The following is a 24,638-nucleotide window of genomic DNA, read 5'->3' as shown; positions in this document are numbered from 1 at the left end:
AAGGTGCTTCCTTAGCTGGACTGAGAAAAGTGTTGATAGAGTTTGGCAATACGCTGGTCAAGCAAAGAAAGTTGTTTGTCACAGGCTGTTACGCCGTTAATAAAGTGGCGAAGTTCTGAATTAGTGACGACCAATTTCTTCTCATGGATGAGATATTCACTGGCATCAGACTCAATTTGGGTTTTGACAAATTGTGCTTTCGATTTGATTTTACTGCCTAAACTCATCAGACGATAGGTAGCGATATCACCAATATGTTTTTCGAGTTCGCTTGGCCAATCAATATCTATACTGTCAGCAATCGCAGCAAACTTTTGCGCAACTTTTAAATCGCCCTGAATATCCAGTTTATCCTGCTTAATTAAGTCGGTAAGTTGCATATCTCGCGAGAGCTCGCGTAACGTCGACAAACTTGATGTCAGTTTGCAGTCTGCATCGGGCTCATCTGCGGACAACGGTGTGGTGACCATCAGCTTGTTTTCGGTCACCATAATTTGGCAAGCAAACGATAAATCCGTCAACGAAATTAATAGCGTAGCGCCATCAGCATCTGCGATCGCTGCCCGAGAGGCGGGGCTCATTGAAAGAGCTTGATTAGCGATTGTTTCGATAACGCTAGCCAGCAGCTGACGGTGCATTAAGGTTGCCATGAATTAGAACTTGTAGCCTTTGTGCAATGCGACGATTCCACCGGTTAAATTGTGATAACTGGTTTGTTCAAAGCCCGCATCTTCCATCATGGTTTTCAGCGTTTCTTGATCTGGGTGCATACGAATGGATTCTGCCAAGTAGCGGTAGCTCTCGCCATCTTTCGCGACAAGTTCACCCATTTGTGGTAACACGTTAAAAGAGTAAAAATCGTATGCCTTGCTCAAGAATTCGTGCTCTGGTTTTGAAAATTCTAATACCAGTAAGCGGCCACCTGGCTTTAACACACGGAATATCGACTTTAACGCATTATCTTTATTGGTTACGTTTCGTAAGCCAAACGCAATGGTACATACGTCAAAGGTATTGTCATCAAATGGTAGGAACTCGGCATTTGCTTGTACATATTCGATATTTTGCACTAAACCTTTGTCACGCAACTTGTCGCGACCCACGTTTAGCATTGAGCTATTAATATCGGCAAGAATCACTTTACCGTCTTTTCCAACAAGCTGCGAAAACTTGGCGGTTAAGTCGCCAGTACCACCGGCTAAATCAAGTACCTTGTTTCCTGGGCGAACACCAGACGCATCGATAGTGAAACGCTTCCATAAACGATGGATACCAAACGACATCAAGTCATTCATGATGTCATATTGCTGAGCCACCGAGTGGAATACGCCAGCCACCATTGACTCTTTGTCATTTTTATCAACGGTTTGATAACCAAAATGGGTAGTTTCTTGCTCTGTTTGAGCCTTGTCTTGTTGATGCTCAGTCATCGTTCATTCACTTGTGACTTTTAGTTGTCGCTAGTGTACTGCAAGCACTAGCGAAAATCAGCCTTTGCAAAAAAAATTAGTTACGAATTACTGAGTTTGGCTGTGCTAAAATAATAGGATTATTTATGAATATTTTTAGGTAGTTATTATGAGCGATGTAGATTCGTGGGTGTTTTATGGTCGTCGGTTAGTGCAAACCGGCAATCTCAACCACAACAATACCTTGTTTGGTGGCACCATGATGTCTTGGATCGACGAAGAGTTATACATCTATGCCAAGTGCCAATTGGGTAACCAAGATGACATGACCATGGTTACCGCCCGTTTTGGTGAAATTAACTTCCGAAGTCCTGCGTTCAAAGGCAATATCATTGAGTTCGGTATGAAAACCACACATCTAGGGCGCACATCGATTACCGTGGATGTGTTGGTGCGCAATAAATCAACGCATTGCGTGATTTGTGAAGTACATGACGTCACATTTGTGTGTGTGGATCCTGAAACGATGAAACCAATACCGCATGGTGCACAGCCAGAAGAAATCTAGTTTTGCACAGATATTTCTCATTAAAACTAGGAACAAACTACTTTTTTTTTATATGATAAGAAAAACCAAGGACAGGTTTATCTCATTGTTCACCAGAAGGTAAGAGCAGTACTACGTTAGAAATGTAGTACTAATAAGTCCGTGAAACCATCACATTGTTTGCTTTATGACAACAGCCAACAGTGTGGGACTAACCAAGAGGTACTCGCTTGAGCAAGCGTTTGAAAGTTAAAAGGGATCTCGTAGCAACACGTCGCGTCATTGCCATGACGAGTCTCATTTTGCTTGCTCTCGTCTTGTGGAATGCCTACTCCGCGATTCGCCTTCACCTCAATTATCAAAGCACACTGATGGATTCCGTCACTAATTCTGTGCTGGCTGATTATCAAGAACATATCACCATGTTGCGCAGTGATATTGATCGCTTTCAGTTTAACCATGCCGACACTATTGCCAAGCTCAGCAACCAAGGTGAGCTTGCCAGTAAAGAAATGTATATGTCGCTGCTGCAAGACCTCAAAGAATCAATTGATGAAGTCAGGTTATTCGCTATCGTAGATAAGCAAGGCAATGGTGTTTTAAAGCATATTACCGGTGATTTCCTTGATGACTGTAAAGAAGAGATTCATTCAACGGTATCGCTTGGTACGCAAGAGCATTTATTTTTGCATCGCAGTAGTAAAAGTATACATTTTGATTTGTTAGAACCGCTTGCAGTACATGACAAGAGTGGCTGGTTTTTCTTTGTTGCCTTTAACACGGCGGTTTTTGAATCGCTGCTAACCAAGTATCAATTGCCACACCAGCAATTGTTTTTGCTGCGCAGTGATTCAGTTGGCAAAATTGAACTCAGCACCACAACAACGGTTGACCAGAGTTTGGCGGGTATAGTCATGAGCGCTGAAGAGGTGCAAACCTTCACCCATGTCAAAGAAATTCCGGGCACACGTTGGCAAATAGCGATTCGTTTAGCGCCTGAATACCAAACCTCTATTTATCTGGAGAATTTAACTAAGGCTTGGGTGATCTGGGTCTTCGTATCACTCATTATTTTTACATTCTACAGACTCCAGAAGACACGTATTCGTCAACAAAGAGCGGCAGAAAAAGCGCTGGCGCACAGCGAAGCCCATGATGCACTGACAGGGTTAATCAACAGGGCGCGCTTTGAACAGGAGCTCAATGACTTCGTCGCCTCTTCACTGACTGACGGCAAAGAGGGGGTTGTTGTATTAGTCGATATTGATCAATTCCAGCTGGTGAACAATAGCTATGGCTATTCTACGGGTGATAACCTGCTGCACCAGACATCAATGCATATTGCGGAACAGCTGCCTAGCGGAGCACAGTTTAGTCGGTTAGGTAATGATGAGTTTGCAGTGCTGTTACCTGAGCTATCACACAGTGAGGCTTATAACTTTGCCGAAAAGATGCGTAAAAGTATCGGCGCTATTAATTACGAGGCTGAACAGCAGACAATCAACATTACGGCCAGTATTGGTGTTTTACATATCGACGGTGTGCAACGCTCTAGTGAACATATTTTAAATTCGCTCGCTCAGGCAGTGCGTATTGCCAAGGAAAAAGGTCGAAACCGTATTCAAGTCTATCAAAGCGAAGACAAAGCTTTGGTCCAGCATGCCCAAGAAATGGCCGTGGTTAAAGACATAGACAAAGCGCTAAGTGAAAATAGGCTGATGCTCTATCGCCAACACATTAATGCGCTACAAGGTGATATTAATATTCCTAAGTATGAAGTGCTTGTGCGCTTGAAAAACAAAGATGGCGACATTATTCCGCCCAATTTGTTTATTCCTGCCTCAGAAAAGTTTGGTTTAATTACCAAAGTTGATCGGTGGGTTATAGAGGCAACTTGTAAGAGCATTGCTGATACGGGAGACAATGGTCATTACAGTATCAACCTTTCAGGCATGACATTGGCGGATAAAGATATTATTGAATTTGTGCATAACATTTTTGCCAAATACGATATTAATCCTGCTCGCATTGGTTTTGAAATTACAGAAACGTATGCCATTACACATCTCAAATCCGCGATTCGTTTTATCACGGAAATGACCAATATGGGCTGTGAGTTTTCTTTAGATGACTTTGGTAGCGGCTTGTCTTCGTTTAGTTATTTACAGCAGCTGCCTGTTCACCACATAAAAATAGACGGCAGCTTCATTAGAGACATATGTAACAATCGCCTTAACCAAGTGTTTGTTGAAACCATGCATAATGTCGCTAAAGAAATGGGTAAAGACTGTATTGCAGAGTTTGTTGAAGACGAACAAACACAATTGCATTTGCAAAGTATCGGTATCGAGTTTGCCCAAGGTTTTTATCATCACCGACCCGAGCACTGGTTCGAATATTAACCAGTTACAAAGCTGTTTCAAACCTCGTTAATCAGTTGTTAATTTCTCTGTACCCCTTATTTATACTGTGTTTTCCATAACATAAACCTAACACTTTTTGACCACATCCTGCGCTAGCTACATGTTAAAATAGTTCAAATTTTGAACGCTTTGTGAGGTCTGTGTTGACTGTACTACCTAGATTGCGATTAGCGACGCGCGATGTCAGTTTTATTTTCATGCTCTTCTTTTTGCTTTGGTATGTGATCATCAGTGTTGATCGTACTCGCATGGCAAAAGTCGGGTTTGACATATCGAAGCAGCTTGAACAATTGCACTCGGTGGTAGCGTTACGCTTTGCTAATAGCGGCAATATTCAGCTTGAAGCGCGTAAACGAGATTTGATACACGACCATCACGGTGAAAATAAACAGTTAGAAAACTTTGTTGAAATTCGCTTTTTCTCTTCTTGTAACATTTACCAAATAGAGGACAGTTTAAACGGCAACATTACTAAGCTGAACAAAAGTGTCTTCCGCGCTTTGCCTTTAAAAAGCCGTATTCAGTTAGCAGAATATTGTGATTCAATTTTTGAGTTACAAGATTACGCATCGCAAACAGCCCTTCGTGTTAACGCGCCAAAAGTGATGGCTCATATCGATACGCCTAGCTTTTTGTTTGAACAGGAAAATGCACAGTACAGTAAACCTTGGTTGATTAGTGAAAAGTCTCGTATTCAGGGGCGTTTTGACAATAACCCTGATAGTCGCTGGTTCGTTAAAAAATTGGATGAAGACACGATCGCTACGCCTATTCTGGTCAGTAGCCGCCCAAGCTATTCATTAATCAATAACATATTGGGAATTCCCTATGGCATCTTTTATCGGTTTGATCTGATACAGCGATTCGAAGATGAGTCTGGGCTTATTCATGCGTTAAGAAATATTTCTGAATTAGTAAAGGTGAATAGCCGATGCATTGTCCGTTATTCGCCTCTGGTATTGCTGCTTTCGGCATTACTATACTTACTTTGTAAACGCGCGATAATATGTGGCATTCGCTTTTACAAGTTCAATGTAGTCTTCAAGCTGAACAGTTATGCGCTTGTGAAGCTATACACTCATGATGGCAGCGTCAAAGTGATAGGCTCGAACTTGCGCCAGCGTGCAAAACTGTTGAAGTCAGCTGAGGCGCTGACCATGCTGAATGAGAAGCTAGAACCAACTAAATCATTTACGCAGGCCAAGTATATCAATGTTGAGCACTATAACGAGCAGATGCAGTTTTCGATTGTCTCCAGCAATTTCAACAATGACAACCAAGAGTCTGGCTTGATGTTGCTGGTCAACAATCCTGAAATTCAAGCAACCATTGCTGAATATCAATCTATCTACCGGATAGATACGCTTACTCAACTGCCAAATCGCTCTGTACTCAAAGATGTTACTGCATCACAGCGAACCAGCCCGGGTTACTTGATGGCAATCATGGATCTCGATCACTTCAAAAACATTAATGACACTTATGGTCACTTATTCGGTGACTTGGTCCTCAAACAATTTGCTGATTATTTGCGGCAGACCTTTGGTCTTGAACAGCACGATGTGATTCTTCGCCTTGGGGGAGAAGAGTTTATGTTGCTAATTGAAGTGGATGAAGAAGTCTATAAAACCAGTGCTGATGGCTTTGCAAATCGGATTCTCGCGTTTAATCAGGCGGCTTTTAGTGTCAGTGGCGGCATAACACATTGGCAAAAAGGCGAGGAAAACTTCGATGTGGCCTACAAACGTGCTGACAACTTATTATACAAAGCAAAACATGGCGGCCGTCGGCAGGTGCATTATGATCGCCTCGAAGATATTGGGTTTATTGATCATGTGGTTGGTTGCAGCCTTACTTCCGTGACAACCATCGAGAAAAGTACGGTGACTAACTCTATCAATATGCAGCGAGCTTAAGGAGTTGAGATGAACAATATACAATTCTTTGCGACAAGTGTTCGCTACGCAGTCACACTGGGTACGTTACTGGTTTTTTATGGTTGGTTAAGCCATAACGCTGTATATGTGCAGCTAGTGCCTGATTTTTCACCCACACAATTTAATGCGGGTTTGTGTTTCTTATTCAGTGTCATCGCTCTCAGCTTTAATGGCCCAACTGTTATTCAGCAAGCGTCTCAGCAAACTGCAACAGTATGCTTGATTGTCCTCAGTGGATTAACCCTGATGCAGGATATTCTTCAATTAAGTTTGGGAATTGATACCTTGTTTTTGGATAACCCATTCTTGGTGGATAAAACGCCTAACCCAGGACGTATGTCCCCACTTACAGCTATTTGTTTTTTGTTTATCGGTATGATTTGCATTATTCGTGGACGACCTAACTTAAAGACGGAACTGGGAATGAGGGTCTATCTTGGTGCGCTATTCGCTCTGACTTTAGTCGCGGGTTCAGTGCTATTGGGATATCTGCTCTCAATAAGTGACGTTCAGTTAGGGGCGAGCTATACCGAACAGGCAATAGTCTCAGCTCTTTTGTTTTTGGGCTTAGCATTTATTAATTTAGTTAACTTACTTCATGAACCTGAATTCCCCATGGTTGAGCGTTATTTCAATGCAAATAGTGCGTTTATCATGGTGTTTTTATGGAGTTGTTATCTCTCGATAGCAGTCTAGTGCATTGAATCAGAGCGAATATCGGCGTATCCTTAGCCAGTATTCGCTCGAGATTGTGCATGTTCAAACGTATCCAAGTGACAGTTATGATGTTGTTATTGCTGGTAACGCAAGTTACAGGGCAAGAGCTGCACGCCTGTCAGCAAATGGAGATGATGTCCAGTCATACGATGGACATGGACCACGGCATGGGTTCCATGAATCATGATATGTCAGCAATGAACGAGATGCCTTGCTGCCAAGAACAATGTAAGTGTGAGTTAGGCACTTGTGTTAACCCGCAAGTGGCGGGACTTGTTACTAAACTATCAGAGCAAATCACGCCTACCGAAGATGTGAATTTGCCACTACATAATCAATATTTGCCACCTTCTCTCTTAGCTTCTTTTAAACCGCCGATCATTAGCTAGTCCTAGGGTAGATCTACCCAAAATTTGACCTTTTACAGCCTATTGGCTGCCATTTTTCATTTTTAGGTAAAGCAATGTCATATTTTCAATCGCGCGGCGCGATCCGTATTAGCCATATTTTGCTGATTTGTGTTGGTATTGGTGTTGGATTTTTAGGAAACCAATACTGGAATAGTCATCAGCACGTAATGACGAGTAGTGACTCTGAATCATCAGAGCCTCAGCCTTTGTACTGGGTCGCTCCAATGGATCCAAACTATCGTCGTGATAAACCAGGCAAATCGCCTATGGGAATGGACTTAGTTCCCGTTTATGAAGAGAGCGCGCAAGATGACGATGCGATGGTGCGAATCGCATCGCACGTTGTGCAAAATCTTGGTGTTAAAACTCATACCATGGCAATGGGCACTCTTATGCCAAATATCAATACGCTCGGATACGTGCAGTATGACGAAGAAAAACTGCAACATGTTCATCCACGTTTGGCTGGTTGGATAGAAACCTTATATGTTAAGGCTCAGGGCGAGTATGTCGATAAAGATGCGCCTTTGTATGAACTTTATTCGCCTGAACTCGTGAATGCGCAAGAAGAGTACCTGTTGGCGCTGAATACGGGTGAACAACCGTTAATTAAAGGTGCAGAAGGCAAATTACTTGCCCTACATGTGCCACAAGAAGCGATTAAAAAGCTTAAACAAACACGTCAGGTTGAACAGTTTGTGCAGTTCACTGCGCCTCAGAGGGGGGTGATCGAGCATTTAAATATCCGTGAGGGATATTATGTAAAACCTGACATGACAATGTTCTCGATTGGTGATTTGTCTTCAGTTTGGGTTGAAGCTGAAGTATTAGAGCGCCAAGCGCCTTTCGTTAATGTTGGTGCTTCAGTCACTATGTCGTTGGACTATCTACCGGGTAAAACATGGCAGGGTAAGGTTGACTACATATACCCCAGTCTAAATATGACGAATCGAACGTTGCGTTTACGGGTTAGGTTCGACAATGCAAATGGCGAACTCAAGCCAAATATGCAGGCAGCACTTTCCATTGAGTCTGCACACAAAGCCCCCGTATTACTGCTCCCGAAGCAGGCGTTAATTCGTACCGGCAAGTTTAATCGTGCCATAGTTGCGTTAGATGAAGGGGCTTATGTCGCCGTACCTGTCACGGTTACGCAAAATGATGACGAATACTTTGCGGTAGCGTCTGGTCTTTCTGCTGGTGACGAGGTGGTGATTGCCGGCCAGTTTCTGCTCGACTCTGAAGCAAGTAAAACAGCTGCATTTGAACGACTATTACCCGGTGTAGATAAAAGTAATGCGGCACGTGTCAGTGGACAGGTTAATAACGTGGATATAAACACACGTATCGTTAACATTTCTCGTGGTGCTATAGAAAAGTGGGATAGACCGCCTGCCACCATGGATTTCATTGTGGCTAATCAAGTTGATATCAAGGCGTTTGAAGCAGGTAAATCGCTCGATTTTACCTTCGAAATTCAACAGGGCGAATTTGTGATTGTCGATACTCATCGCGGAGTTGCTCCATGATCGCCGCCATTATTCGTTGGTCTATTTACAACCGCTTTTTAGTGTTGATGCTGGCGGTCATTCTCGCAGGCGCGGGTGTTTTTGCACTATCAAAAACGCCAGTTGATGCAATCCCTGATTTGTCAGATGTACAGGTGATTGTCAAAACGAGCTACCCAGGTCAAGCGCCGCAAGTGGTTGAAGATCAGGTCACATATCCACTGACGACCGCCTTATTGTCTGTGCCTGGAGCCCAGACAGTTCGCGGTTTCTCATTCTTCGGTGACTCGTACATCTACATTATTTTTGATGACGATACTGACTTGTACTGGGCACGTTCACGTGTGCTTGAGTCTCTATCGCAGGTGACGCCTAGTTTGCCCGCTGCCGCCAAGCCTGAACTTGGGCCAGATGCGACAGGTGTTGGCTGGGTATATCTTTATGCGTTAACGGATAAAACGGGCAGCCATGACTTGTCTGAACTACGTAGCCTTCAAGATTGGTTCTTAAAATTTGAATTGCAAACGGTAGAAGGTGTGTCAGAGGTCGCCACGGTTGGTGGCATGGTTAAGCAATACCAAGTGCAAGTGAACCCGGAAAAACTCCGAGTGCATGGTATCCCAATGTCATTAGTGGAAATGGCCATTATGCAAGGTAATCAGCAAGTGGGGGCGTCTGTCGTGGAAATGGCTGAGGCTGAATACATGGTTACCGTATCAGGCTATGTGCAATCAGTTGATGATCTTGGTCAGGTGCCGCTGGGCAAACGGGTCAACGGTATTCCGTTGTTATTGAAAGATGTTGCAGATATTCAGCTAGGTCCACAAATGCGTCGCGGCATTGCTGAATTAAATGGTGAAGGCGAAGTCGTTGGCGGCATTGTGGTGATGCGCTTTGGTGAAAATGCTGCGCAAGTTATTGCGCGCGTAAAGCAAAAGCTCAATGAGCTGAAGAAAGGCCTGCCTGAAGGTGTTGACGTTGTGCCTGTGTATGACCGGTCAACACTCATCAATCGTGCGGTAGATAATCTCTGGCAAAAACTGCAAGAAGAACTGGCCATTGTTGCACTCATTTGTGTGATTTTCTTGTTCCATATTCGCTCGTCTATTGTTGCGGTAATTTCATTGCCTATGGGCATTTTGGTCGCCTTTATTGTGATGTACATGCAAGGAATAAATGCCAACATCATGTCGCTCGGCGGTATTGCTATCGCTATAGGCGCAATGACTGACGGCGCTATTGTTATGATAGAAAACATGCATAAGCACATGGAAAGGACACCGTTAACGAAAGAAAACCGTTGGCAGGTTGTCACGCAGTCCGCCGTTGAAGTAGGGCCAGCGCTTTTCTTCAGTTTATTGATCATTACCGTTAGCTTTTTACCTGTGTTTATTTTGGAAGCACAAGAAGGCAGGCTTTTTAGTCCACTGGCTTATACCAAAACGTATGCTATGGCTGCTTCGGCAGGACTTGCCATTACGCTGATCCCCGTTTTGATGGGATACTTTATCCGCGGTAAAGTGATTGCTGAGCATAAAAACCCCGTTAATCGTTTGCTTGTTGCCGTATATCGACCTGTGCTTAGTGCTTGCTTGCGATTCCCTATTTCGACACTGGCTGTGGTCGGCGTGGTTACGTGGTTTGACTTTGCCCCGATAAAAGATATCGGTAGTGAGTTTATGCCGCCATTAGATGAAGGCGATTTGATGTACATGCCGACTACTTATCCCGGCATATCTATTGGTAAGGCGCAAGAGTTACTGCAGCAAACCGACAAACTTATTCGAACAGTACCTGAAGTGGAAAATGTGTTCGGCAAAATCGGGCGGGCTGAAACCGCCACAGATCCAGCACCACTAAACATGATTGAAACCTTTATTCAGTTGAAGCCAAAGTCAGAGTGGCGTGAAGGGGTGACCACTGACACGTTGATCGCTGAATTCGATAAACTAGTGAAACTGCCTGGACTTACCAATGCTTGGGTGATGCCCATAAAAACACGCATTGATATGTTAGCAACCGGCGTAAAAACGCCTGTCGGTATTAAAATCGCAGGTAGTGATATTCAGCAAATAGAACGTATTGCAACAGACATTGAGCACGTGTTAAATCAGGTTACTGGCACTGCGTCAGTATATGCAGAACGAGTGGCTGGTGGACGCTATCTCGATTTAAAGATTGACCGTTATAAAGCAGCCAAACACGGTGTTAGTATTCAAGAGCTTCAACAAACGATCAGTTTAGCGGTTGGGGGCAGAAATGTTGCTCAAACGGTTGAGGGACTGGCTCGCTATCCGATAAACGTCCGTTATCCGCAGTCATACAGAGATTCACCAGAGTCTTTAGCTTCTCTACCTATTGTGACAGAGAGTGGCCACCATATTGCGTTAGGTGACGTTGTTGATATCAAGGTAATAGACGGCCCACCTGGCATTAAAAGCGAAAATGCGCGTATCAATGGTTGGGTGTTAGTCGATATTGAAAACATTGATATTGGTCGCTACGTGGCAAGTGCGCAACGTGCGGTTGCTGAGCAAGTGACATTGCCAGCGGGCTATTCCATTGCTTGGGCAGGGCAATACGAATACATGCTACGAGCGCAAGAAAAATTGAGCTACGTTCTGCCGCTCACCATTGCCATTATCGTAATATTGTTGTTCCTCAATTTTAGGTCAATGCCTGAAGTGCTGATGATATTGCTTACGTTACCGTTGGCGATGATCGGTGGGATATGGTTGATTCATGACATGGGCTTTAATTTTTCTGTGGCTGTTGGCGTTGGCTTTATTGCGCTGGCGGGTGTTGCTGTTGAAATTGGGGTAATCATGTTGGTTTACTTGAACCAAGCTTATCAGGCAGCGCTCGATAATGCAGATGGTCAGCCGATCACCATGGAAGTGTTGAAGCAAAGTGTACTTAATGGCGCAGGGTTGCGCGTGCGGCCAGTGATGATGACAGTGACAACGGTTATCGTCGGCTTATTGCCTGTCCTTTACGGGGACGGAACAGGATCTGAAGTGATGAGCCGTATTGCCGCGCCGATGGTTGGTGGTATGATAAGCGCATTAGTTTTGACTTTGTTGGTGTTGCCAGTTGTCTATCTGTTGTGGCGCCAAGTGATGCTAGGGATCAGTACACGGCGTGAAAATACAGAGCACAGCAGCGACACTGCATAAATGGTTAATGGCGGCTGTAGGCATACAGCTGCTTATTTGGTCGATTACAGGCCTATATATGGTTGCCATGGATATTCACTATATTCATGGCGATACACTTGTTAAGAATAATCATACTTACGTTGATACCACCAGCGTTAAACTGGATTTATCGGCTATTCTCAAGCGCTACCCCAAGGCGCAAAAAATACGCTTGAGCAACCTAAACCATATTCCTGTCTATCGTTTTCATAGCGAAGACAAACATGTCATTGTTGATGCGCGCAACGGCAAAGTGCTCTCACCGATCTCAGAACAGCTTGCGATTGAATTAGCTGTGGCAGAATTTACCGGTTCAGCAGAGGTGATTTCAGCGCAGCTAATCACAGAGCAGCCTCCCTATGAATTGAGTGCTCGTCATTTGCCTGTATGGCAAGTTGCCTTTGCTGATGATATTGGCAGTATCCTGTATGTTGGTGTCAACAACGGAGAGGTGGTGACTAAAAGGCACCAATACTGGCGACTATTTGATTGGATGTTCCGATTTCATATTATGGACTATCAAGACAGCGATATTGCCAATAACCTCTTACGAGTGGTGGCGTTCATTACCTTGCTTGCGTCACTGGCAGGAGCTCTTCTCGTCTACATGAGAGTCGTCAAACCCAGCCTGCAGCGAAGAGCCATGGTAGGAGGTGCAAAGTGAGCACAATAAAACGCTGGCACAAATGGCTGGCTGCAGCAGTAGGGCTGCAGTTGATAGTTTGGTTGAGCAGCGGTCTGTATCTAAGCTTAATGAATAAAGATCTTGCTAGCGGGCGACTTCATTACGACTACTCTGAACCTACTGTTATTGATTCGACATCACTGATTAATATTAAAAAGCTGTGGGCGAAGAATGCGCCTGTGGTTGAAGTGGAACTTGTTCATCGTTTAGGCGCTCCCTATTATTTGCTTACCTACGAAAAAGGGTTGTATCGCCATTTTTTACACAAGTATCAATTGGTAAATGCTAAAACCGGTGACTTCACTATCGTGAATCAAGCCTTGGCGGAAGCGATTGCCAAACACTCCTACACGGGAGAGGGTCAAATATCAGAAATCGAGCTGCTAGGCGGTAATGTGGCGGATTTCCCAAAAGAACGAAACCCGTTGTGGCGAGTTGAATTTGATGATGATGTGAATACCCGTGTCTACGTGGAAGCGGATTCTGGCAGGCTTATTGGTCATAGCAACAGCCATAAACGTTTGGCTGATTTGATGTTGATGCTTCACTTTATGGACTACACGCGCACTGGCAGTTTCAATAATTGGCAAATGCTAGTGTTTGCGCTGGCAACCTTACTGTTAATGGTGACGGGCTATAGTCGACTAAGACGTTAGTTTTTGGGCTGGTCTAGCAATTGTTGCAATAAAGTATTAACGGCATTCGCTTCCAAGCGTTGCCACATACCTTGTTCCTTCAACGTGTCAAATGCTCGTTCAAAGCGTTCAAACGTCGCTTGGTCTACACTGCTTTTGCTAAACGCAAAGTAGACAGGTTCGCTGTTGATGATAAGTGGGTTCGCCGATAATTGTTGATAACGTTGGTCATATTGCTGATGAAAACTGAGAAAGTCTGATTCAACAAAAAAACCATCGGCGCGTTTCCTTGCTACTAAATCTATCATCACCTCGTTGTCAGATTGGTAACTAATGGTACCTTTAAAATTACTCTGATCGCTCACCAGCTCTTCCATGTTTTCACCGTAGTAAGCGCCTGTCTGCCAAATAAAATGAGCGTCTGCTTGTTCAAGTTCCTGCCATGTTGAAATAGGTGGAAATCGCCACCTAGGTGTAGCGAGTAAAATTTTCTCTTCGCGATGAGGCCCAATAAATTGAAAGTATTGCTCTCTCTCAGGTGTTTTAGAGAAATTGAGGGTCATGTCAATTTGGCCGCGCTCTAATAAGTTGATACCGCGACCAAATGGCGCGTCAATAAGGGTGTAGTCACATTTGGCTTGCTTGAACAGGGCATCTAAATAACTAAAGTTGGTGCCTTGCCATTGGTTTGATTGATTAAATGCTGTGTTTGGTGGAATAGCGAGCGGCGGATAAGACACTATATGCACGGATAACTGACAAGCTGAAACCGCACTATTGATGGCAAGTAGTGAAAAAATAATAAGAAATTTAAAGAACGTCAAAATCACTTATGGCCTGTTTATAGTTATTTTTCAAAGGCATAAGCAGTATATGCAGGCTTGGAATCTAACGTCAAGGTTAGAAAAGCTATCTAAATTTCAATTATGTGAAATTTTATTACAGACATAAAAAAACCGGTGATAAATATATCACCGGCGTATTAGCTATGAGGAAAGCTAGAATTTACAATTATTACAACAAGCGTTCACGTTGAGGAACGAAAGGAATTATAGAGTATCGACTCTAGCTTTGTAAAGCATAAAATGTAATTTATTTTCATAAAGGTTGTAAAAATACAGAAATAACTTGTTTTGATTGAAAAAAAGGCCGCTTGTGCGACCTTTTTAATCAATAAAAGAAAGTTTATAACATTAGTTGTTTGGGCTTTATTAATGCGCCTGCTGCCAATTGTCACCGATACCGGCTTCTGCAATTAGTGGCACTTTTAACTCTGCCGCGTCGTTCATGATCTCAACTAACGTTGCTGTGACCTTTTCAACATGGGTTTCTTTGATTTCAAAAATTAATTCATCGTGAACTTGCATGGTCATTTTTACTATGTCATCGCTTTGCTCTTGCACCCAAGCATCAACCGCTAACATTGCTTTTTTGATGATATCAGCTGCCGTGCCTTGCATTGGTGCGTTAATCGCAGCGCGCTCTGCCGCTTTTTTACGTGCTTGATTACGAGCCTTAATGTCTGGCAAGTACAAACGGCGACCATATAAGGTTTCGACGTACCCTTTTTCACTTGCTTGCTGGCGCGTGTCTTCCATATATCGCATCACGTTAGGGTAACGCTCGAAATATTTATCCATATAGTCTTGTGCTTGATTTCGGCCAACACCAATTTGTTTAGCTAGGCCAAAGGCTGACATGCCATAAATCAAGCCAAAGTTTATCGCTTTGGCACTGCGTCGCATATCACTGGTCACACTCTCAACGTCAACACCGAAAATTTCAGCTGCTGTAGCGCTATGTACGTCTTTTCCTTCGCTAAAGGCTTTTACTAGCCCTGGATCGTCTGATAAATGTGCCATGATGCGAAGCTCTATTTGCGAGTAATCTATGGCAACAATTTTGTAGCCTTCTGGTGCGACAAACGCTTGTCGAATTTTTCGACCTTCTTCAGAGCGAATAGGAATATTCTGTAAGTTTGGATCAGTTGACGATAAACGCCCTGTTGCAGCAACCGCTTGATGATAAGACGTATGCACGCGACCCGTTTTGTTTTGCACGAGAAGTGGAAGTTTATCAGTGTAGGTCGACTTCAACTTGGCTAAGCCACGATGCTCTAAGATTAGCTTAGGCAAAGGGTAATCAAGTGCCAATTCTTGCAATACCTCTTCAGCGGTTGAGGGTGCACCTTTTGGTGTTTTCTTGATAACCGGAATCTTCAACTCTTCAAACAATATCTCTTGCAGCTGTTTAGGCGATGCTAGGTTAAAAGACTTACCTGCAATATTATGCGCTTCTATTTCAAGTTCTGATAAGCGAGTGGCGATGGTTTGGCTTTGCTCTGCTAATAAGTCGCTGTCGATTAATACACCATGCGCTTCCATTCGCTGCAACACCGCACTTAAAGGCAATTCGATATCAGAGAATACGGATAAAGGCCCAACGTCTTTTTTCAGTTTGCTGCTGAGAACTTGGTGTAATCGTAGCGTAATATCGGCATCTTCTGCGGCGTAGTGACCCGCTTTATCAATATCAACTTGATTAAACGTTAGCTGCTTGGCTCCTTTACCTGCGATATCTTCAAATTTCACCGTTTTATGGCCAAGATATTTGTCTGCAAGCGCATCCATATTGTGGCGTGTAGCAACACTGTTAAAACAGTATGACTCTAGCATGGTGTCAAATGCGACACCGTTAAGTTGGATGCCATAGTGTGCTAGTACATGCGCATCATATTTAAGGTTTTGACCTACTTTTTTGAAGCTATCATTTTCTAAAAGAGGTTTCAGTTGCTCCAACACCCAATCACGACTAAGTTGTTGTGGTGCATCGATGTAATCATGGGCTACTGGTACGTAAGCTGCTTTTCCTGGTTCGATAGCAAATGATAGACCGACCAGCTCTGCCTGCATGTAATCGATACTGGTGGTCTCCGTATCAAAGGCGAACAACTCTGCATTCTTTAACTTTTCCAACCACTCATTAAATGCCGCTTCGGTATAAATGATGTCATATTCTGCTTCAACATCTGGGACCTCTACTTCTTCAGCTTCAGCAGCGAGATCTGCTGTTTCAGCTGACGAATCACCTTTTTTCAAGTCAGCCAAGTGGCGACGTAATTCATATTGGGTGAAAAGTTCGGTCAGTTTATCAATATCTTTATCGACAGGCCCTAGTGTCGTGGCATCTTGTTCAAGTTCAACATCGCATTTAATCGTTGCTAGCTCATAAGAAAGTGGTAATTGTTCAAGAGCATCGCGCAGGTTCTCGCCTATTTTACCCTTTACACTGTCTGCATTCGCTATCACATTGTCGAGTGTGCCGTGCTCTGTTAACCATTTTACTGCGGTTTTAGGCCCGCATTTTGTAACGCCTGGAATGTTATCGACTTTATCTCCCATTAGCGCTAGGTAATCGATGATTTGATCTGGCTTGATACCAAATTTTTCTACGACGCCCGCTTCATCCATCTCGACGCCAGTCATTGTATTTATAAGACGTACATGCGGTGTAACGAGTTGGGCCATGTCTTTATCACCGGTTGAGATAACGGTCTCTATGCCAGCTTCCGACGCTTGCTTGGCAAGTGTGCCAATAACATCGTCAGCCTCAACACCTTCGATGACCAGTAATGGAAAGCCCATAGCAGCGATCATTTCATGTAAAGGCGCAATTTGGCAGCGTAAATCGTCCGGCATTGGAGGGCGGTTGGCTTTGTATTCAGGGTACAGGTCGTTACGGAAGGTTTTACCTTTAGCGTCGAAAACAACAACGATATTGCCATTGGGGTAGTCTTTTTGCAGGCTCTTAATCATATTTAATACGCCAGTAATCGCCCCTGTCGGGTGACCATCTGCCGTCGAAAGCGCTTGCAAATAAGGTACATGATAAGCACGAAATAAATAAGATGAGCCATCTACGAGAATAAGTGGTGACAATGTCGAATCAGCCATGAAAGAGTATCTGCTAACGAGAAAATTTGGCTAAGCATGCCATATCCGGCATTAAGTCTCTACCGACATCAAATATTGGCCAGACAATTTTGTTGAGAAATACAAACTGCTCTGTGGATAACTTTGTTGACAAACAGCAAAACTCTCCGAAATAAATATTAATTTATATCAGATAAAGTTAGTTAAGTGTTTGAAAATACAATAAAAGGAGAGGCAAAAATCCTTTTCAACACAACTGTTATTATTTTTATGTTTTGTGGATAAAGCTTTGCTAGCTTTATCACTTGGTCGCTGTATGTTATTTCATCAGTCGCCAAGTAAGTTGTAAGAGATTACCAGAATCGATTGCGAAAGCCAGACAATTATTAAAATTTTTTTAACGATTTCTTACAACGTTAAATAACCATTTTTTATAAGCCAATAAATTCAATATCTGGACAAATATTGGTATAAATCAAGTCTCATTTGTATAAAAAATATCAACGGTATGATGAAGACCTATATCGGTAGTTGCCATTGCCAAGCTGTTCAGTTTGAAGTGGATACACCAGACACGATTGAAGTGGAAAATTGTAACTGCTCGATGTGCAGTAAAGCAGGTTTTTTGCATTTGATTGTGCCTTTGACACACTTTCGTATCACTAAGGGCAACGAACATCTTTCAACATACACCTTCAATACCGGTGTTGCACAACATTACTTTTGCAGAACGTGCGGTGTTAAGCCGTTTTATGTGCCTCGTTCCAACCCAGACGGGATGGACATTAATGTTCGCTGTTTAGACACTAGGCCACCTAACATCAATATTGTCGACTTTGATGGCCAAAATTGGGAGCAAAATGCAGCTGCTCTGGCACATAAGAGCCAAGCGTAGAAAGTCCAAGAATTAAAGCTGTGGAATAAAAAAGTAGCGCCTTTGCCTGCTCTTGTCAGGGCATACAACTGCGGCGCTAATTTTAGGTAGGGTATTGATGACCGTTAAGTCATGGTGACAAATTCTTCCGCAGAAGTTGGATGAATAGCCACGGTGTTATCAAAATCTGCTTTCGTCGCGCCCATTTTCATTGCCACGGCAAAACCTTGCAGCAATTCGTCGCTGCCAAAGCCAATTGAGTGAATGCCAACAATTTTTTCTTCTTTACCTACACAAATTAATTTCATGCGCGTTGGATCGCGGAAGTCTTCAGTAATCGCCTGATAAAGTGCTGTGAACTGTGAGTTATATACTTTCACCTGTTCTTCACCAAATTCTGCAATAGCCTCTTTTTCAGTAAGGCCGACCGTTCCGATAACAGGGTGGCTAAAGACCACCGTCGCGACATTTTCGTAGTCTAGGTGTTCATATGGTTTGTTATTAAACAAACGCTCACACAGGCGACGTCCCGCAGCCACGGCAACAGGTGTGAGTTGCACACGACCCGTGTTGTCTCCTACGGCATATATACCTTCAACGTTCGTATTTTGGTATTTATCTGTTGGAATATAGCCCTGCTCATTGGTTTTAACCCCAGTGACTTCAAGATTGAGATTGTCTGTTGCAGGTTCTCGGCCAATCGCCCAAATAAGAGACTCAACAGGTCCAACAGTGGCGCCATTTTCCATGTGGATAGTAAGCAAGCCATTGGCATCTTTTTCTACATGCGCCGGTACACTATTGTTATGAAGTGTCGGCCCATGCTTTGCCATTTGCTCAACTAAGGTGTCACTCAGCATGTCATCAAAATTGCGCAGCGGCTTCTCTTTTCGGACAATAAGGTGTGATTCACTGCCTAGCGCATGTAAAACGCCTGCGAGTTCAACTGCTATGTAGCCTGCACCGATGACAGCGACGCTTTTCGGTTGCTCAGTAAGCGCAAAGAATCCGTCTGAATCAATGCCGTGTTCCGCGCCAGGTATATTGGGAATTGACGGTCGTCCACCTGTGGCAATAACAATATGATCCGCCGTGTATCGTTCGCCATTTACCTCTACGGTATTCTTGTTGACAAACTTGGCGAAGCCTTCAATAACCGTAACGCCATTTGCACTGAAGCCTCGACCGTATGCTGCGTGGATACGCTCTATGTATGCTTCACGATTTTTAACTAGCGTTGACCAGTCAAAAGATTGAAGCGGTGCATTAAAGCCATAGTCTGCAGAGTAGTGCAATGCGTCGGCAATTTGGCCTGCATACCACATGGCTTTTTTCGGCACGCAGCCGACATTTACGCATGTGCCACCAATCGCTTTTGCTTCAATAACGGCTGCTTTTTTACCATGCTTTGCAGCACGATTCGCTGATGCAATGCCACCGCTGCCGGCGCCAATGGCGAGAAAATCAAAATGTTGAGTCATGTTTAAACCTTAGCTGTAAGGTGCCTGTATCTGTACTATTAGATAAGGGCAAAGTGCTAATAAAGCAAGCACTTGTTAGGTTAAGACACTTTTGCCGTCGCTTTTATTTCAACTTTGTCTTCAATTAATTTGTCAGCTAGGTCTTCGGCTTTTAGTGGAGGGTAATACAAATAGCCTTGTATAAAGTGGCACTCGCGATCGACTAGATATTGCAGTTGCTCTTGTGTTTCAACACCTTCCGCAATACATGCCATATTTAAACTGTTCGCCAGTACAAGGGTGGCGTCAACAATCGCTTCGTCGGTGCTTTCAACGCCAATACCATCAACAAAACTTTTATCAATCTTAAGAATATCGAGGGGCAATTGCTTTAGATAAGTCAGTGATGAGAAGCCAGTACCAAAATCATCTAAGGCAAGTTTTACACCTAGTGCGTTCAGTGCTTGCATGCTTTTAATGGCTTTTTCCGGTTCTGAAATTAACGCACTCTCAGTGACTTCCAGCTTTAGCGCACTGGCAGGTAAGTCATATGCTTTCAGTTTAGTATCAATAAAATCAACAAGGCCTTCATCAATGAAATGAGGTGCAGATAAGTTGACCGACAGATAGAAGTCAGGGCGATGTTGGCGCCAGCGCTTGAGCTCAGCAAAGCCCTTATTCATCGCCACATCGGTCATTTGGGCAATTAACCCGAGTTCTTCCGCTAATGGAATAAACTCAGCAGGTGATACAAATCCGTCCGCACTTATCCAGCGCATCAGTAATTCTGCACCAACCGCTTTACCCGTATGGGCATCCACAAGAGGTTGATATACGTTACTGAATTCGTCATTCGTAACCGCCAGCTTCATATTCGATTCTTTAGCCAAGCGCTGTTTGGCATCTTCATTCATATGCTCAGTAAAGAACTGGAAGTTATTACGGCCCATTTGCTTGGCGTGATACATGGCCACGTCGGCATTTCGCAATAGCTGCTCTTGTGAGTTAGAGTCGTCTGGATACAGCGCAATACCAATGCTGGCACCTACACTAACAACATAGTTATTGAGCTTTACAGGCTGTTCGACAACATCAATAATCTTCTGCGCAATCCGACCAAGGTCGCGATTCGACTTGAAGTTTTCCAATAAAACAACAAACTCATCGCCACCGATACGGGCGACCGTGTCGTCTTCACGCAATGTGTCGGTTAGTCGCTTGGTAATTTCCTTCAACAGTAAATCACCGTAGTCATGACCAAGGGAATCATTGATTTGCTTGAACCTATCAAGATCAATAAAGAACACTGAAATGGCCGACTGGTATCGGTTTGCTTTTTCAATCGCGTGTTTAATACGCTCTAGCAGTAATGAGCGATTTGGTAGGCCTGTGAGATGATCGTAGTTTGCTAGCAAGCGTAGCTCATTTTCCGCCGTTTTTTGTGCACTGATATCGGTCATCACAAATATATAGTGATATGAATGGCTCGCTTGATTAAAGCTTGCGCTAATATTCATCATCACATGGTATTCTTCGCCAGACGGTGTGATAACAATTTCTTCGCCACTGTAATGGTTTTCTGCTTTTAATCGCGGCAACAAATCGCTGTAAAAAGAACGTCGGCTCGCTCTGATGCCCAGTAGGTTTGGATCAAAGTCAAACTCTTCATGCTCCCAGCCGAACACCTTACACAGTGACTGATTGGCTGTCACACGGGTTAGCTTTTCATCTAAAATAAATACCCAATCTTGTGTTTGTTTGAAGGCATCACCGAAATGTTGAGCACGTTCTTCCTCAGCTTTCGCTTGTGTGACGTTGGTGTATGAGCCTGTTACACGAATCGCGATACCATCAAGGTCAATGGCAACAATTTTGCCCAAGTCTTTAAACCATAGCCACTCGCCATTTCGGTGTTGTAACCTGTAGGTGCATTCGAAGCTGTGGTTTTTGTCGGCCTGCATTAAGAACATTTGCCATTTTGCAATAAAGTGTTCGCGATCTTCTGGGTGAATCAGGCCGATATGCTCTTCTAAGGTGACCGACTTGTCTTTGTCTTGATAATTTAGCTCCTCTTTGAAGCGTTTGCCGTAGATGCGATTCTCACTGGCTACCCAATCCCATACTTCACTGTTACTGCCGCGCAGTGCAAGCTGCAAACGCTCTTCTCTGACTTTTACTTGTCGATGGGCATCAATAAGCGCTTGTTGCTGCTGGTAGCGATTCCGCATCCAAAAAACAAACGCTGTTAGTAATACCGCTGAATAGAAAAACAAGGCAACAGGAGAGCGCCAAGGGGCATATGTAACCCTAAACTGTATCGTACCTGGCTCTGAAAATTCGCCAGAATATGGCGATTTCGCCCATACCTTGAGGGTGTAATTGCCTGAGCTTAATTTCGGAAAGGTTATGTAGTTTTGCTTCGTCAATGGCGAATTAATATTCACCGGACCACTTAACGAATATTTGAATAATATGCGCTCTGAGTCCAAGAAAGAAAACGTTGAAAAATCGACCCTTACACCTACGTCATCATAGTTAAGGTGGACGATATGATTGTTACCTATAAACATAGGTGTCATTAGGTCTCTATTCAATGCGTCGACATTAGCAAATCGTAGCGAAAAGTTATCAACAGTCGTTCTTTCTGCAAGTAGCACTGGATCAAACATGGTTGCACCAAGCATTGTGCCGTATATGAATTTCCCATCTGATAACGCGGCAAACGCATTTCCATTAAATTCATCCGAGGCCAACCCATCCGACGAGGTAAAGTTTCGGATATGCTGACTATCTGGGTTCATGGAAAATATGCCAGCGTGGGTAGAGAACCAAATATTGCCTGTTCTGTCTGTTGCTAATGAATATACATTTTCGTTAATAATGCTATTAGAATTATCGTAAAAATAGAGCTGCTCAAACGTTAGTGGATCTAAGCCGAATAAACCCAAGCCTGCGTACGCAACCCAAAGCACGTTGTTTTTATCTAGTTTTACAGAATCGATATAAAATGCTTCAGCGTCTGCTCGCTTCTCAAACTGATGCAGTTTCTCTAACTGACCACTTTTAGGATCTATTGTCCATAATGCATCGTTTGTTGAGGCGACAATTTTTCCCTCTTGATAAGGAAAATCTGAAAAAGTATTCCATATTGTATTGATGCCAAGCGTTTCAGCTATTTCGTCGAAAACTTGTAGCTCTCCAGATTCTACATTGAGCTTTGCTGCACCTTTTTCACCAAACAGCCATAATTCACCATTTAAATGTTCAAGCAGCACATACTCTTGTTGCAGCCATTGCAGTGTTTCAGGTTTGAAGTTATTTTGTTTTACCGCTTTAGTTCTCGTATCAAACTGAATGACGCCACCATGTGTCGTTAACCATAATGTGTCTTCGATTTGATGAATATCTAGGATATTGCCCTCGGTATAGGTTGTTTTGCTTTGATCTGATACAAGGAATCGCTCTACTTTTCCTGTAACTAAGTCTACTCGGTTGAGACCATTCTGCGAGCCTACCCAAACGATGTTACTTTCGTTTTGATCAGCCTGTAGCGCATATACACCGCCAGCACTTAATGAGGTTAAGTTGTCTAAATTGGTATCAGTACTGTCATAGCCAATATTCCAGATAAGCTCACTGTGCGGATTCCAGTAGTAAGCGCCAGTAGCAGGAGACCCAAGCCAGAACACACCGTTTTTGTCCTTCGTAATCGCACGAATATCATTACTGGCAATGTGTTGAAATGCATCAGAGAATTGCATCATCAATACGTTTTTATTTGTGGGCAAATGTAGCTTATAAAGCCCTTGTGTAGAGGCAGTGTAGAGATATTCCTGCTCTTGATAGAACATCCAAATACTTATGTTATTGGCAAGCTGGTCTATCTTTACGGGAACCGAATTTTGCGTGAATGACGCTTTCATAGCTTCAAAGCTAAACTCGTAAAGGCCGTCATTGGTACCAAAAATAATGCGGTCATCATAACGAACAATATCGTATGTCTTTCTGGCTTCTTCTTGTTTAAAAGAGTCAGGGTTCTGTTTGCTAAGCGCATCTAGCGAGATTTCTTCAACTTGCTTTGATTTTGTATGATAAACAAATAGCCCTGCACGAGTCGCTAGGAATAGGAAATCGTCGAATTGACGCATGCGATAGATAAAATTGTAACCCGAAAGCTGTTCTGATAAGTCGAGCACTAGCTCATGACTTTGGGTATTATGGTGATAGATCCCCAGTTTTTTTTCGGTAGCAATCCAGTCAGAGTTTCCGTTCTCGGTCTCAAGTGAACCAATAACATAATTGCTGTCCAATGCAGCGCCTTCGCCTGCTACTCGCGTAAAGGTATTGTTATTTATGTCGTAGAAATAGAGACCTTTTCCATAAACACTCAACCAAACGCGACCTTTTCTCCCTTCACGTATTTCATATACAGGATATTTGTCAAAGTCGCCGTCAGGCCCTTTCAGGTTTCTAACGGTATATCCATCGTAAACATTAATACCATTCTCAGTACCGATCCAAATGAAGCCATTACTGTCTTGGATTATTGAATGAACAGTACCTTGGTTGAGTCCATCAGCAACACTAAGGTGTTCTAACGTTAGATTTTTAACGGGCGCAGCAATACTTGTGCTTAACGCACAGCACAGCATCACTACTATAAGTGTTAACCGTAAAATCAACCTAATACCTACCGCTCTGAATGTATTAAAGAAAATCTGTTATTAAATGACCTTAAGTCAGCCCGCTATTATGCCATGAAATTTGTTAATTGGGTGTTAATTGAACAATTGTTGCACTTTAATAACAGTCTAGCCGTTTGAGACGATTAATTCCCCGTTCGTGGTTGATTTGTGTGGCTAGCGGCACTACATCTATAACTAATTAGAATTTCCGCCAAGGTA

The 24,638-nt window shown here is 43.3% G+C and carries 16 protein-coding genes; 10 read left to right on the top strand and 6 right to left on the bottom strand.

All coding sequences use genetic code 11. The features are described 5' to 3' along the window. Positions 1–11: 11 nt before the first annotated feature. On the bottom strand, positions 12–650 hold the full coding sequence (locus ACFSJY_RS05525) for a ubiquinone biosynthesis accessory factor UbiJ (protein WP_386031942.1): 639 nt from the start codon (positions 648–650) through the stop codon (positions 12–14). 3 nt (positions 651–653) lie between these two features. Further along, the gene (gene ubiE / locus ACFSJY_RS05520) at positions 654–1,430 is read right to left on the bottom strand and encodes a bifunctional demethylmenaquinone methyltransferase/2-methoxy-6-polyprenyl-1,4-benzoquinol methylase UbiE (protein ID WP_386031940.1); all 777 of its coding nucleotides are present in this window, start codon (positions 1,428–1,430) and stop codon (positions 654–656) included. Positions 1,431–1,578: 148 nt separating this feature from the next. Between ubiE and ACFSJY_RS05515 the strand changes: the two genes are divergently transcribed. From ACFSJY_RS05515 to ACFSJY_RS05475, 9 genes are all read left to right on the top strand, one after another. Then, the gene (locus ACFSJY_RS05515) at positions 1,579–1,977 is read left to right on the top strand and encodes an acyl-CoA thioesterase (RefSeq protein WP_386031939.1); all 399 of its coding nucleotides are present in this window, start codon (positions 1,579–1,581) and stop codon (positions 1,975–1,977) included. Positions 1,978–2,198: 221 nt separating this feature from the next. Continuing rightward, positions 2,199–4,358, top strand: coding sequence for a putative bifunctional diguanylate cyclase/phosphodiesterase (locus ACFSJY_RS05510; RefSeq protein ID WP_386031937.1), 2,160 nt, complete (start codon positions 2,199–2,201; stop codon positions 4,356–4,358). 161 nt (positions 4,359–4,519) lie between these two features. After that, a complete protein-coding gene (locus tag ACFSJY_RS05505; RefSeq protein WP_386031935.1) occupies positions 4,520–6,295 on the top strand; it encodes a GGDEF domain-containing protein in 1,776 nt (591 codons plus the stop codon). Between the two features lie 9 nt (positions 6,296–6,304). Continuing rightward, positions 6,305–7,012 carry a hypothetical protein gene (locus tag ACFSJY_RS05500; protein ID WP_386031933.1) on the top strand — a complete coding sequence of 236 codons (708 nt, stop codon included), beginning with the start codon at positions 6,305–6,307 and terminating at the stop codon, positions 7,010–7,012. A gap of 59 nt (positions 7,013–7,071) precedes the next feature. Beyond that, entirely contained in the window at positions 7,072–7,422 is a 351-nt protein-coding gene (locus ACFSJY_RS05495; RefSeq protein ID WP_386031931.1) for a hypothetical protein, read from the top strand. A 74-nt stretch (positions 7,423–7,496) separates the two neighbouring features. After that, positions 7,497–8,972, top strand: a complete 1,476-nt coding sequence (locus ACFSJY_RS05490; protein ID WP_386031929.1) for an efflux RND transporter periplasmic adaptor subunit — start codon at positions 7,497–7,499, stop codon at positions 8,970–8,972. Beyond that, positions 8,969–12,127 carry an efflux RND transporter permease subunit gene (locus tag ACFSJY_RS05485; RefSeq protein ID WP_386031927.1) on the top strand — a complete coding sequence of 1,053 codons (3,159 nt, stop codon included), beginning with the start codon at positions 8,969–8,971 and terminating at the stop codon, positions 12,125–12,127. Before ACFSJY_RS05490 ends, ACFSJY_RS05485 begins: the two co-directional genes overlap by 4 nt. After that, positions 12,093–12,812 carry a PepSY domain-containing protein gene (locus tag ACFSJY_RS05480; protein ID WP_386031925.1) on the top strand — a complete coding sequence of 240 codons (720 nt, stop codon included), beginning with the start codon at positions 12,093–12,095 and terminating at the stop codon, positions 12,810–12,812. The genes ACFSJY_RS05485 and ACFSJY_RS05480 overlap by 35 nt, the downstream gene beginning before the upstream one ends. Beyond that, on the top strand, positions 12,809–13,489 hold the full coding sequence (locus ACFSJY_RS05475; RefSeq protein WP_386031923.1) for a hypothetical protein: 681 nt from the start codon (positions 12,809–12,811) through the stop codon (positions 13,487–13,489). The genes ACFSJY_RS05480 and ACFSJY_RS05475 overlap by 4 nt, the downstream gene beginning before the upstream one ends. On the opposite strand, the gene ACFSJY_RS05470 is transcribed toward ACFSJY_RS05475, so the two are convergent. Together ACFSJY_RS05470 and polA are read right to left on the bottom strand one after the other, a co-directional pair. Then, a complete protein-coding gene (locus ACFSJY_RS05470; RefSeq protein ID WP_386031921.1) occupies positions 13,486–14,292 on the bottom strand; it encodes a substrate-binding periplasmic protein in 807 nt (268 codons plus the stop codon). The genes ACFSJY_RS05475 and ACFSJY_RS05470 overlap by 4 nt on opposite strands. Positions 14,293–14,679: 387 nt before the next feature. Continuing rightward, the gene (gene polA / locus ACFSJY_RS05465; RefSeq protein ID WP_386031919.1) at positions 14,680–17,421 is read right to left on the bottom strand and encodes a DNA polymerase I; all 2,742 of its coding nucleotides are present in this window, start codon (positions 17,419–17,421) and stop codon (positions 14,680–14,682) included. A 487-nt stretch (positions 17,422–17,908) separates the two neighbouring features. On the opposite strand from polA, the gene ACFSJY_RS05460 reads away from it, so the two are divergent. After that, positions 17,909–18,295 (top strand): GFA family protein, encoded by a 387-nt coding sequence (locus tag ACFSJY_RS05460; RefSeq protein ID WP_386031917.1) that lies wholly within the window; start codon positions 17,909–17,911, stop codon positions 18,293–18,295. Positions 18,296–18,399: 104 nt separating this feature from the next. Here the strand turns inward: ACFSJY_RS05460 and gorA are convergent, their stop codons facing one another. Together gorA and ACFSJY_RS05450 are read right to left on the bottom strand one after the other, a co-directional pair. After that, positions 18,400–19,755 (bottom strand): glutathione-disulfide reductase, encoded by a 1,356-nt coding sequence (gene gorA / locus ACFSJY_RS05455; RefSeq protein WP_386031915.1) that lies wholly within the window; start codon positions 19,753–19,755, stop codon positions 18,400–18,402. An 80-nt stretch (positions 19,756–19,835) separates the two neighbouring features. Beyond that, complete coding sequence (locus ACFSJY_RS05450) at positions 19,836–24,416, bottom strand: EAL domain-containing protein (RefSeq protein ID WP_386031913.1); 4,581 nt, start codon at positions 24,414–24,416, stop codon at positions 19,836–19,838. Between the last annotated feature and the right edge of the window lie 222 nt (positions 24,417–24,638).

Source organism: Thalassotalea euphylliae, from assembly GCF_042682785.1.
GTDB classification, from domain to species: domain Bacteria; phylum Pseudomonadota; class Gammaproteobacteria; order Enterobacterales; family Alteromonadaceae; genus Thalassotalea_F; species Thalassotalea_F euphylliae.
Note: the sequence above shows the minus strand (reverse complement) of the source record. Positions and strands in the feature narration are given on the sequence as shown.

Coding starts and splice junctions, on each gene's coding strand:
- ACFSJY_RS05525 (WP_386031942.1), bottom strand. CDS start 650: ATGGCAACCTTAATGCACCGTCAGCTGCTGGCTAGCGTTATCGAAACA.
- ubiE (WP_386031940.1), bottom strand. CDS start 1,430: ATGACTGAGCATCAACAAGACAAGGCTCAAACAGAGCAAGAAACTACC.
- ACFSJY_RS05515 (WP_386031939.1), top strand. CDS start 1,579: ATGAGCGATGTAGATTCGTGGGTGTTTTATGGTCGTCGGTTAGTGCAA.
- ACFSJY_RS05500 (WP_386031933.1), top strand. CDS start 6,305: ATGAACAATATACAATTCTTTGCGACAAGTGTTCGCTACGCAGTCACA.
- ACFSJY_RS05495 (WP_386031931.1), top strand. CDS start 7,072: ATGTTCAAACGTATCCAAGTGACAGTTATGATGTTGTTATTGCTGGTA.
- ACFSJY_RS05490 (WP_386031929.1), top strand. CDS start 7,497: ATGTCATATTTTCAATCGCGCGGCGCGATCCGTATTAGCCATATTTTG.
- ACFSJY_RS05485 (WP_386031927.1), top strand. CDS start 8,969: ATGATCGCCGCCATTATTCGTTGGTCTATTTACAACCGCTTTTTAGTG.
- polA (WP_386031919.1), bottom strand. CDS start 17,421: ATGGCTGATTCGACATTGTCACCACTTATTCTCGTAGATGGCTCATCT.
- ACFSJY_RS05460 (WP_386031917.1), top strand. CDS start 17,909: ATGATGAAGACCTATATCGGTAGTTGCCATTGCCAAGCTGTTCAGTTT.
- gorA (WP_386031915.1), bottom strand. CDS start 19,755: ATGACTCAACATTTTGATTTTCTCGCCATTGGCGCCGGCAGCGGTGGC.